General features: G+C 41.8%; 9 protein-coding genes and 1 other RNA gene. 5 read left to right on the top strand and 5 right to left on the bottom strand.

Annotated elements, in window-relative coordinates:
- Positions 1-41: 41 nt before the first annotated feature.
- Positions 42-704, top strand: a complete 663-nt coding sequence (locus CXF69_RS02410) for a glutathione S-transferase family protein (protein ID WP_101206376.1) — start codon at positions 42-44, stop codon at positions 702-704.
- Between the two features lie 287 nt (positions 705-991).
- Complete coding sequence (locus CXF69_RS02405; RefSeq protein WP_101206377.1) at positions 992-1,942, top strand: META domain-containing protein; 951 nt, start codon at positions 992-994, stop codon at positions 1,940-1,942.
- A gap of 162 nt (positions 1,943-2,104) precedes the next feature.
- Here CXF69_RS02405 and ruvC read toward each other — a convergent pair whose 3' ends face one another.
- Positions 2,105-2,689 (bottom strand): crossover junction endodeoxyribonuclease RuvC, encoded by a 585-nt coding sequence (ruvC, locus tag CXF69_RS02400; RefSeq protein WP_057760973.1) that lies wholly within the window; start codon positions 2,687-2,689, stop codon positions 2,105-2,107.
- Positions 2,690-2,948: 259 nt separating this feature from the next.
- Here ruvC and CXF69_RS02395 point away from each other — a divergent pair, with 259 nt between their 5' ends.
- Entirely contained in the window at positions 2,949-3,581 is a 633-nt protein-coding gene (locus CXF69_RS02395) for an FxsA family protein (RefSeq protein WP_057760971.1), read from the top strand.
- Between the two features lie 127 nt (positions 3,582-3,708).
- Here CXF69_RS02395 and ssrS read toward each other — a convergent pair.
- A non-coding RNA gene (gene ssrS, locus CXF69_RS02390) (6S RNA) lies at positions 3,709-3,904 on the bottom strand.
- 247 nt (positions 3,905-4,151) lie between these two features.
- Between ssrS and gpmI the strand changes: the two genes are divergently transcribed.
- Both gpmI and CXF69_RS02380 read left to right on the top strand, forming a co-directional pair.
- Positions 4,152-5,810, top strand: coding sequence for a 2,3-bisphosphoglycerate-independent phosphoglycerate mutase (gene gpmI, locus CXF69_RS02385; protein ID WP_101206378.1), 1,659 nt, complete (start codon positions 4,152-4,154; stop codon positions 5,808-5,810).
- A gap of 234 nt (positions 5,811-6,044) precedes the next feature.
- The gene (locus CXF69_RS02380) at positions 6,045-7,514 is read left to right on the top strand and encodes a S41 family peptidase (protein ID WP_102077876.1); all 1,470 of its coding nucleotides are present in this window, start codon (positions 6,045-6,047) and stop codon (positions 7,512-7,514) included.
- A 74-nt stretch (positions 7,515-7,588) separates the two neighbouring features.
- Here CXF69_RS02380 and CXF69_RS02375 read toward each other — a convergent pair whose 3' ends face one another.
- From CXF69_RS02375 to CXF69_RS02365, 3 genes are all read right to left on the bottom strand, one after another.
- Complete coding sequence (locus tag CXF69_RS02375; RefSeq protein ID WP_102077877.1) at positions 7,589-9,292, bottom strand: sigma-54-dependent transcriptional regulator; 1,704 nt, start codon at positions 9,290-9,292, stop codon at positions 7,589-7,591.
- Between the two features lie 78 nt (positions 9,293-9,370).
- Positions 9,371-11,128 carry a sensor histidine kinase gene (locus CXF69_RS02370; RefSeq protein ID WP_101206381.1) on the bottom strand — a complete coding sequence of 586 codons (1,758 nt, stop codon included), beginning with the start codon at positions 11,126-11,128 and terminating at the stop codon, positions 9,371-9,373.
- 34 nt (positions 11,129-11,162) lie between these two features.
- Positions 11,163-11,798, bottom strand: coding sequence for a response regulator (locus CXF69_RS02365; RefSeq protein WP_101206382.1), 636 nt, complete (start codon positions 11,796-11,798; stop codon positions 11,163-11,165).
- Positions 11,799-12,102: the final 304 nt, after the last annotated feature.

Raw genomic sequence — 12,102 nt, 5'->3', positions numbered from 1 at the left:
GCGCCAAATCGCTGTCTAATCATTCTTACAAGGAGTTTGCTATGAAAAAACTATATATTACCCGTACAGCGCCCAATCCACGTAAAGCGCTTATCCTATTGGCTTCAAAAGGTATTGATGTTGATGATATGGATGATGTCGATGTGATCGATATTGATTTTGCGGCAAATGAGCAAATGTCAGAAGCCTTTACGCAAATGAATCCGATGCAGACCGTACCTGTTTTGACCTTAGATGATGGTACTGTATTGAATGATTCGCAGGCAGTTTGTGAGTATCTAGATCGTGTTTACGGTGAGCGTTCGGTCATGGGTAATGATGTGGTACAGCGTGCCCAAGTTTGTTCTATGCGCCGTGTTGCAGAGTTTGAGGTGATGTATAACTTGATGCTCGCGTTTCAGCACAGTCATCCATCTAAAGCACAACGTGTTGAGCAAGTGCCCGAGTTCGTCGCACCATCAATTGCTCGTGCGGTCAAAGCCATGGCGTATTTTGAGACGATATTAGAAGGTCGCGAATACCTAGTAGGCGAGCAATTAAGCTTCGCGGATATCGTGCTATATCTCAGCTTAGATTTTGGTAAAGTGTTGAAAATTAATCCTAATGAACAAGGCGAAAACCTAGCCCGTTTTTATCAAAAAATGAATGAACGCTTCAGTATTAAGAATATGGCTAAAGCCAAACCTGCCAGTGTGAATGACTAAAAGGTTCTAGAAAAATAGTTTAAATCATAAAATTTATCTATTAACCCATTTGGTAAATTGATCGCTATAAAGCAAAACAGCTAACCTCAATCGTTAGCTGTTTTTTTATGGAATATAATAAAATTCAACATTTCGTTACATAGGTTAATAGTGCCAAGGTTATAGTGGTTAATCTAGCTTAGTTATATTAGTTATGTTTTTAAATTGTTCATTTAAGAGGAATAGTTTTTTTAAAATATAGATGGTACGCGAGATAAGTTGTACAAGCTTACTAAGAGGTATGTAATATGGTAGGTAGCCGAAATAAGCCAACGTTAAAATTACTGCTATTACCCAGTATGATGGCAGTTAGTCTGATGCTAAGTGCGTGTCAAAAAGACGCGGCGTCTAGCGAAAATGATACATCGCAGGGTGCTGAAGCTGGCGAGATGACAGACTCAGCCGTAAGTGAAGGTCTGGTATCTAGTATGAGCCCTACATCAGACGAATCTAAACCTGTTGAATTAACCACTCAAGACAAGCTGACGACCACCTTATCTCATCATCGCTGGACGTTAGTAAACGCAGTCGACGCCAATGAACAACCTATGGCTGAATTTGCGAATATCAACAGTCAGGTAACGCTTGCATTTAACCAGTATCAAGGGCAAGACACGCTAAGCTATAGCGTAGGCTGCAATACGATTAGTGCTGGCTATCAGCTAAAAGGGCATACCGTAACCACTGAAGAAGGTATGAGTACAAAGATGTCTTGTGGCGAGCTAGATATGGCAGAAAACACCTTGAATACGTTGATGCAGGGCAGTAATGAGTTCAAAATTGATCAAGGCGATAATCCAGTATTAACCCAGTTTACCGACGATGATGTAACTCTGGTTTGGAATGGTAGGCTTACTGCACAAGCGAAATATAACAGTAAGGGTGAAACGGTGTTTTGGGCAGTAAACTCCGAAACAGTACCTTGCGAAGCAGGTAACTCTGAGCAGTGTTTACAAGTTAAGCCTATTACTTATAATGATCAGGGCATTAAAACTCACGAAGGACAGTGGCGAGTATTCGTTGGTGAAATCGATGGCTATCAGCATGATAGCAAACACGAAGAAGTATTGCGCTTACAACGCTATCCACTACATATCGATGAATTATCAGAGATCAGTGAACCAACTAAAGATGATACTGCTGATGAAAAGTATGCTTATATATTAGATGCTGTCATTGAAAGTGCAGTTGTAGAGTAGCCTATTATAGTTTGAACATTTGAAATGTTCATAGTCATAAAAAAACACGCGTCTAATAGCGCGTGTTTTTTATGGGATGTCTACTTTGCCGTTTATCTATTTTGACGCTTTTCTGCTGCAACACCTCGCTATCTTAACGCCTCACTATTTTAACGCTGATCTTTAACGTAAGTTACCTAAATCTTCTTCGGTCAAGCGCCAACGGCCTTTCTTCTTGGAAGCGCCGCGACCACGCATGGCGCTATTCAAGATCAGTTTGTTCATTGAATGGCTTGAGTGAGCATGACAGATGGCGCAGGCAAGACCATCGGCAGCATCTTGTTGCGGCACGACTTCTAACGCTAATATCCGGCACACCATCTCCTGTACTTGCTCTTTGGCTGCCGCTCCATAGCCACAAACGGCTTGTTTGATCTGCCGAGCCGTATATTCTGACACTTCTAAATCTAGTGCAACCATCGCTGCAATCGCGGCACCTCTTGCTTGCCCAAGCTTAAGTGCAGAATCAGGGTTTTCTGCCATAAATACTTGCTCAATCGCTGTATAGATAGGCTCGTCTGCGTATTTTAAATGATGCTGTGTGATACGGGTTAGTCCATTGAAGATACGCTTGAGGCGTTCAGGCATCTCTTTGGTATCTGTACGAATCGTCCCTGCATCGATATAGGTCAGCTTGTCACCTGTCTGCTGTACTATTCCGTAACCGGTCATGCGTGACCCTGGATCAATTCCTATAATAATTGCCATAATATTCCGTCTTGCTTACCTGTCATTTTATATTCAGTCCTATAGAAATCGGATATGGAGTCAGACTCGCTTAGCCTACTGCTAGTAGCACTGACGTTTGTCTTTCTTGTAGCCAAATTATATCGTACCGACTATATGGCTTAAAAATTAGCCTTAAGTTTGATAGTATAGCAACCAATCCCCATATACATCATATGTTAGCCATTTTAATTTTCATGGCGCTCAATTTATTGGTTTTTATTTTATAGGACGACACTTTATGGGTCAGATAGTTGGTATAGCCATCGTTTGGTTTATTATCGAGATGCTACTGTGGTATTTGCTTGCTCAGTTTATGAGCGGCTGGTGGGTGTTTATGTGGTTTATTATCGCCGCAGTTATCGGTATCTCTTTGATGCGCAAAGGCATGGCTGCTCTTAATCCAATGGCACAGCAAATGAAAGCTGGTGGCATGATGAACCCTGCGATGCGTCCGCCAGAGACCACGATGATTAAGAGTATCGCGATGGCAGCTGCAGGTATTTTATTGCTTATTCCTGGGGTGCTTAGTGATTTGATGGCGCTGTTGGTAGTATTGCCACCTGTGCAAAAAAAGCTAAAAGACTTGGCCAATAATTACGTCATGAATAATCAGCAAAAAATGATGGAAATGATGGCCAAGCAGATGGGCGGTCAAATGGGTGGTGGTCAAAATCCATTTGGCGGTGCTGGTGGCATGGGTGGTCAAAACCCGTTCGGTGGCGCAGGTGGCATGAATGGTCAAAATCCATTTGGTCAACAGCAGCAAAACCCATTTGGTGATGTGTTTAAACAGCATACTACGGTTGATGGTACTGCCAAAAACATCCCTAAAGATGTCAAGAAAATTACCAAGTCTGCTAATGACGAATAACTATTTAGTTAAATCATAAGCATAAAAAAAGCCCCTCTCGTCGATGACGAAAGGGGCTTTTTAGTGGTAGTAAGCATACTATTTATAGGAAATATATTTTTATAAAGAATATACGTACAAACCGAATGAAACAACCGAAGTGCCGCTGTAAGATGGTGACCCATGAACCGTGAAGTTCAGGGCGGATGCGTCATCATCTCTGCAGGTTTCCTGATACACCGCAAGCGGTGCAGGCATACACAATGAGACAATAGGTACCACATCCTGGTAAAGCATTATCGGCTCAGGGAATAAACATCTACTAGCCAACACTTCAGAATAGTTTTATCTTAACCAATGAAAAGAGTGATTGCAAGTCTGAATTACAGATTGATACGTAGCTTGGTTGGTTGGCCGCATTTATATTGTCTTGCATAGAAAAATCATCACAAGATAACCCTATAAAATTATTCATAAACTCACGAAAAATGCTCAGTTTTTCAGCTATTTCAAGATGTGTGTTAATATAGAGGGCTTTATATTCCCTTACACAGCATTATAGGCGTTCATTCACTCGAGGAGCGGTAATATATGACCAGTACCCAACAAGCATCAGACTCTATTGATAGTAACAAAACACAGCTTAGCAATAACCAAGACGGTGCACAGAATAAAAAAATACCGCATGTCTTGATGATATTGGACGGCTTTGGTCATCGTGAAGAAGATAAAGATAACGCCATCGCTGCCGCTAATATGCCAAATTTAGACAAGATTTATCAGCAATATCCTCATGGGCTGATTTCAGCTTCAGGGGAAGATGTTGGTTTGCCAGATGGTCAGTTTGGTAATTCAGAAGTCGGTCACATGAATTTAGGGGCAGGGCGTGTTCTTTATCAGGACTCAACTCGTATCTCAAGTGAGCTTGCCAATCGTGAATTTTATAAGAACGAAGCATTGGTCAATGCGGTCAAAGCGGCCAATGAACGTGGCGGTAACGTCCATATTATGGGTTTGCTCTCTGATGGCGGCGTCCATTCACATCAAGACCATATCGAAGGTATGTGTCATTCAGCATTGGTCCATGGTGCCAAGAATGTCTTTATTCATTGTTTCTTAGATGGCCGTGATACCCCGCCTAAATCTGCTGATAAGTACATCAATCGTCTGCGCGACTATATTGATAAATTGAATGCTCATTACGAAGGTGGCCGCGTACAAATTGCGAGTATTATCGGACGCTACTATGCAATGGATCGCGACAATCGTTGGGATAGAGTGCAAAAAGCTTATGAGCTGATTACTGAAGGTAAAGCTGATCGTCTATCAACACGGGCAGATGGCGCTGTTCAAGCTGCTTATAAAGCGCGTGAGACTGATGAGTTTGTCAGTCCAACGACTGTGATTGGACGTGATGAAGTGCCATATACTGTCAATGATAACGACGCACTTATTTTTATGAATTTCCGTGCTGACCGTGCTCGTGAGCTTGCCCAAGCGTTTGTTCTGCCAGATCATGAGTTTTCTGGATTTGCGCGTCAAAAACAGCCAAAGCTGGCGGCATTTGTGATGTTAACTAAGTATTCAGATGTCCTAGCTGACAATCCAAAAACCAGCATTGCTTACTACCCAACGTCTTTGGCCAATACATTGGGAGAGTACTTGCAGGACCAAGGAAAAACTCAACTACGTATCGCTGAAACTGAAAAATATGCGCATGTGACGTTTTTCTTTAGTGGTGGCCGCGAAGAAGAATATCAGGGTGAGACCCGCATTTTAGTGCCATCTCCAGACGTTGCAACTTATGATTTACAGCCTGAGATGAGCGCGCCTGAAGTCACTGATAAATTAGTAGAAGCGATTGAGTCTGGTAAGTATGATGTATTGGTGGTCAATTATGCCAATGGTGATATGGTTGGACACACAGGTATCTTTGATGCAGCGGTAAAAGCGGTAGAAGCTTTGGATGTATGCGTTGGCCGTATCGAGTCAGCGGTGCGAGCAGCTGGTGGTGATATGCTTATCACAGCCGATCATGGTAACTGTGAGCAGATGCAAGACTATGAAAGCGGACAAGTACATACACAGCATACGACAGAGCATGTGCCATTGATTTATGTGGGCGAGCAAAAGCTGCAAGTGCGCCGCGGCGGCAAACTTAGTGATGTGGCGCCGACTATTTTATCATTGATGAATGTTGACGCCCCTGCTGAGATGACAGGTGAGAGCTTATTGGTTCCAGCAGTCTAGGCCAGTCGAATTAAACTACAGTACTTGAATGACTGTGGTTTATATCAATCCGTTAGCTGTATTAGAAGATATCAAAAAGGAAAGGATAACCTATTATCCTTTCCTTTTTTTGTGATACATTTTACTTAATTTACTTGCAATACTATGCTAGTTCGAAATATGCGTTTGGTGCTATCTTATAAGCCGCTATATAACGATAAATTCGTATTCTCTATTATTTAAATGAGTTCTTTTATGCAGCCTATTTCTTTTGCACGTTCTTTTTTATCCAAAGGGTTAAGTAAATCAGTATGGAAGGCATCAGTTGTGTCCAAGGTTTTGCAGCCTGCAATTTTAATCGGTGTGCTTGGTTGTGCGATTAGCGTAAATGCACAAGCCGCAGTGGGAGCTTCTACAAATAGTGATAATCCTACGAATGGTCTACAGCTCATCAGTTTAAATGCAGATGAGATAGCGGATGAAAAGGACGCTGATAATTTATCGAATATTGCTGATATGCTAGATGTCGCCGATGAGCCAGATGACTCGATAGATAGTGTGCCAGATGAAAGCGCGCTAACGGATGATGCTGATGATATTGATACGGATATTCCAGCAGAGGTCGCACAAGTATCGCTAAATGCTATCTCTCCTGAGACGTTAAAGACATTTGTGGCTGTTGTAGATTTAATACGTCGTCAATACGTTGATGCCGTCAATGACGAAGAGTTATTTAGCAATGCGATGAGTGGCATGTTGACCAAACTTGATAGCCATGCTGAGTTTTTGGACGCAGAAGCTTATGAGAACCTGCGTGCTTTTACTGAGGGTGACGTTGGTGATATTGGTATTAAGGTTAATTACCGACCAGAGGCAGGATATTGGGTCGTGACAGAGGTTATCGATGATTCACCTGCAGACAGAAAAGGCATCGCAGTTGGTGATTATTTGCATCAAGTTGATGAGTTTAAGCTAGACGACGGGCGACAGGTTAATGACGTTGAGCAGCTTTTGACGGGTATTGCCGGTACGCAGGTAGATATTATCACTTCTAAAGCTGGCCGCCGTAAGCACACAACGACGTTGCAGCGTAATAATAGTCATCCGCAGATTATCGAGACCAAACTGGTTGATGGTATTGCCATTGTTAAATTACCAGCGTTTCAAAACAACAGCCGTGAAAAATTACTAGAAGGTTTAATTAACCTAAACGCTCCGATATCAGGAATTTTACTAGATGTGCGTGATAATCCAGGTGGCGTACTGACATCAGCAGTGAGCGTGGCCAGTTTATTTATGGATGATACCGATGTAGTGCAGGTGCAAGCACGTCAAAATAAATCACGCGTACTATCGACCCAAGGTGATGCGATACTTAAACCTTTGCCATTAGTGGTATTGCAAAACCGCTATTCAGCATCAGCAGCAGAGGTGCTTGCCAGTAGTTTACAAGCACAAAAACGCGCTACTATTATTGGTGAAGTTAGCTATGGCAAGGGCTCAGTACAATCAGTCATACCATTAAACGATGAGCAAGCCGTCAAATTGACTGTGGCCAATTATATGACGGTAGCAGGCAAACAAATAGACGAGATCGGCGTAGAGCCTGATGTGACTTTATCAGGCAACGAGAACACGTGGGAGCAGCAAGCATTAGAATTAGTAAAGGCGCGCGCGCTTGATTCGGGTATTCGCTTTGTTAGAAAAAATGCTACGAAAGAATAGAATCTCGTAGCATTCAATTAACAGCACATACCATTCGACGCTTAAAAATATTTGAAGATGTCGCTTAAGAGAAGCTAATCAAACGCATCTTCAGAAATTTCGAGCTTTTTCATACGGTAGCGTAAAGAGCGAAAGGTGGTTCCTAATAATTCAGCTGCTTGGGTTTTGTTCCAGCCAGTTTGTTTGAGTGCTGTGATAATCAGCTGCTTTTCTTGTTCCTGCAAATAATGCTCTAAGCCTTGAGGCGGCAGTTGTCCGTCAAACAATTCTTGTAAACCTGATATGTCTTTAGAAGTTTCTTGTTGGGCGGTGGAGTCAAGGAGCGACTCTTTGTCATAAGTACTTGCTACGTTGGTTGACGAACTGTCATTACTAGCTGACGAATGCTGTACCATTGAGGGGTAGTGGTTGGTGTTAGTACGATAGGGATGTAAATTGGTCGCCCTTTGCTCAACCTGCGTTACTATATTGCGACTAGATTGAATGACTTGCTCATCGTCTTTTGTAGATTGAACGTCTATTTGATTTTCTACGTTACGGGCAGGTAGCTCAGAGCTATCGATAGCTGAGCTATGATTTTGCTCTTGTGTATTTACAAGCTCAGGTTCAATGTCAGGAAGACCTAAATGACTAACGTCTATGTATGAAGTTTCAGCTAACGTAACTGCACGCTCCAACAAGTTGCGTAGTTCACGGACATTACCCGCAAAGTCGTGGCGTTGTAAGCGTTCGCAGGCCTCCATCGTCAATGAGGGCGGTGACTCTAATTGCCAGTCATCAGCAATCATAGCTAAAAAGTGGTCTGCTAATACAGGAATATCATCACGGCGTGCATTAAGTGTTGGAAGCTTTAGCTCAATGACATTGATGCGATAATATAAATCTTGTCGAAATGCACCATCTTGTACCAATTGGCTCAGGTCTTTGTGAGTGGCAGACAAAATACGGATGTCTACTGGAACTTCTTTTGTATCACCGATTGCCCTTACTGTTTTCTCTTGAATGGCACGTAACAATTTAACCTGCATGGCTAAAGGTAAATCTGCTACTTCATCTAAAAATAACGTGCCGCCATTGGCTTGCTGGAATAACCCTTGTTTATCAGCGACAGCCCCTGTAAAGCTGCCTTTTTTATGACCAAAAAACTCTGACTCCATTAACTCCGATGGTATCGCACCGCAGTTCACTGGTACAAAGCTACCATCACGACGTGGACTTAAATCATGGATCAATCTGGCGACCACTTCTTTACCTGTGCCAGAAGCGCCCGATAAAAACACAGGTGCCTGTGAGCGTGCTAGCTTTAAAATAGTGTTTTTGAGGGGGTGCATGACAGCAGAATTACCGATCAATCTACTATCTAGCATTTTTTGTTCAGGAGAGTATTCTGGTGCGGCCTGTACTTCGTTATCTTGATGAATAACTTTTAAGGCGTTCTCTACCAGTTGGCGCAAACGTGGTAGTTCTAGCGGCTTATTGACAAAATCGAAGGCACCAAGCTTTAACGCCTCAATAGCTAAATCCATGCTGCCATGAGCCGTGATCACCGCTATTGGAATATTAGAGCTATTGCTGATTTCTCTTACTAGCTCCAGTCCAGAGCCATCTGGCAGTTTTAAATCCGTCAGACAAAAATCGTAGTCATTGTCTTGCCAAAACGTTCTTGCTTGCGACAATGTATAAGCCACATCACTTCTGATACCCATTTTAGTTAGGGTAATTTGCATCAATCGACATAAATCTACTTCATCATCGACGACTAGCGCGGTTGTTGTCATACATCATCTCATCGTATTTTATGGCTATAAAATCAATAGCTGGGTCTAAATGGGCGTAATAGCTTTCAAAAGATAAATTTAGGTAAGATTTTCTTCGATAGTTTGAAATTTATTATCAGATTTAATAGAAGGTACAATTAATCGAAAACATGTTTTTTCATGTTCAGGAATGTAGAGTAAACGCGCTTGATTGGCTTCACAAAATGCTTGTGATAAATAGAGCCCCAGTCCTGTACCAGCTTTATCTGTTGTAAAAAATGGATCGAACAAAAGTTCTAAGTTTCCAGTACTAACACCATTACCATTATCCAATATATCGATTATAACATCGTTGTCTGCGCAGTAAATATCGATTTCCACATAAGCATGAGGATGAGCATAGCTGCTATAACGCAGGCCATTGTTGATTAAGTTGATTAATATTTGCTCTAACTGATGAGTATCGAATGATATGATGGGCTTGGTTTTCATTCGTAGAAAAATGTCGTGTCCTTGAAAGTAATTCTCCAAAAATGATGGCATCCATTCAGCCAATTCGAGCACCTGCTGGGTAGCCGTTTGCTGACGAGACAGCTTTAAAATATCCTCAATGATACGGTTTACACGTTTTGTCTGTGAAAATATCATCTCATAAAGCTCATGGTTGCCGGTTATGGCAGTATTCGATTCACTTGTTGATGCACTGCCATCTTCCATTTGTTCTGCAACATCTTCCATTAATAGCTGACTGGCTTGCGATATCGCTGCTAATGGGTTTCTGATTTCATGGGCAATACTGGCAGTTAATTGCCCTAAAGAAGCCAGTTTCAACTGTTGAGCACTGGCTTGCTCACGGCGTAAGTCTTCTAATATGACAAGTTTGCTATCATCTTTTAGTGGAATAATCTGTACGCGTAATTTGCCAAATATTGAGGCATTTGCCACAGCTGGCACATCGTAGGTAAAAGCGCGTGACTGCCCAGATGCTACCGACAAGCAGGCATTAAACAACTGTGAATGCTGTTCATTGAGTTGCTGCTCAAAATTAGAGAGAAGTGCTTTGCTATGAGTCTCTTTCACATCTTCAAGGGTATTCTGTGCTGTGACAGGCGTGACAAGTGATAGACTCAGCAACTGATGTGCGGCAAGATTTGCTAAGACAACATGTTGCTTATCGATAACGATAACACCATTCACCATCTGCGTGATAACCTCTTGATTAATCACGTTGAGTCGCTCAACTTCCTTAGCATGGTTTGCCGCGACCTTTTCAAGCTGTACCAATCGCTGAGAGATAGACCAACTCAAACCGCCCACTGCTAAAAAACTCGCTGACATCAGTAGCGCATCACCTAGATTGGCTAGACTCATGCTATTAGCAATAGCGTAAAAAAATTGCTGATAAATAACGAGAATGATGGCAAGTAAAGTAATAACCAATGCTTGTGAGCCATGTAGTAGCATAAAGCTAGCCGCGACGACCACCATGTATAGCATGGTTAGCTGCAAGTCAGGGTTGCCTGTCGTATAGAGCAGCAGGCTTAGTATAATAACGTCTAAGGCCAGTCCGAATGCCAATTGGCGGCGCATATGTTTTCTAACAACATAAAATAATCCAAGCAGTATCAAACTTAACAGTACATAGAAGCTTAGAGTCGTTTGTTGTAAAAAACTCGGTAAAGAAGCGCTATCACCAGTACGAGCAGAGATGTATAGCATGAGCATAGAAAACAGGCTAACAACGAAACGATAACTGCTATAGATCAGTCCCAACTTACGCAACTGCGGCAAAGGAAGCGTATCATCATGATGAACATAACGAGTAATGGCAGAGCTAAAATTGGTAGCAGGGTTCATAAACTGGCCGTAATAAAATAAACGCTAAAATGGTTTATGGTTGAATCAGACCATGACGAATGGCCAAATGAGTTAATTTAACATCACTATCAACCCCAACTTTTTCATAAATACGATAGCGATACGTATTAATGGTCTTGACGCTAACAAACAATTGATCGGCTATTTGCTGAGGGCTCTGACAATTGACAACCATCATGGCCACTTGTTTTTCTCTGTCACTTAATAAGTCAAAAGGTGAGTTGGCATTATCAGACAATAAAACATCTGCTAGCTGTTCAGCAACATCTTGGCTGAAGTAGCGACCTCCTTGATAAATCTTTTTGACTGCACGTATCATTTCATCAAGCGGCGTGCCTTTGGTAATGTAACCATTTACACCTGCTTTGATCAGCATTGAGGGATAGGGCTGTGCAGACATACTACTGACCGCCAAAATCTTGATACCCATGTCGAGTTGTATCAGACGTTTGGTTGCTTCGAGCCCGCCAATATTCGGCATATTGACGTCTAGCAAAATCACATCAGGATGTAGTTGTTTGGCTTGTTTGATAGCCATATCACCGCTGTCTGCTTCACCTACCACTTCAATATCGGGGCTGTCTGACAACATACGGCTAATACCCATCCGTACCAAATCATGATCATCTACCACTAATACTTTAATCATAACCATACTCTTTATTGATTGTCAGAATGAACGCTTTATTGGGTCCAAATAGTATAAAAAACGAATATATTTCAACCATTATTGTTATCTTTGTATATTCAAAATACCGCTGATTAATATAACAAAATACGAGTAATCATAACATTCGAAGTTAAATTATATTGCTGCAGTGTGAATTGATGTTTCTATAATATAAATTGGTTGTAGCAAAGTTTGAATGAAGCCAAAAAAAACTACTAAATCAGTTTGATAGATTAAACTTAAATGTAAACCATGATACACTAAAAATACAAAAGCTCTATGT

Origin of the sequence: Psychrobacter sp. Choline-02u-9 (genome assembly GCF_002836505.1) — a bacterium.
Lineage (GTDB): Bacteria > Pseudomonadota > Gammaproteobacteria > Pseudomonadales > Moraxellaceae > Psychrobacter.
The sequence above is the reverse complement of the archived record's forward strand: the minus strand, read 5'-3'. Positions and strand labels throughout refer to the sequence as shown.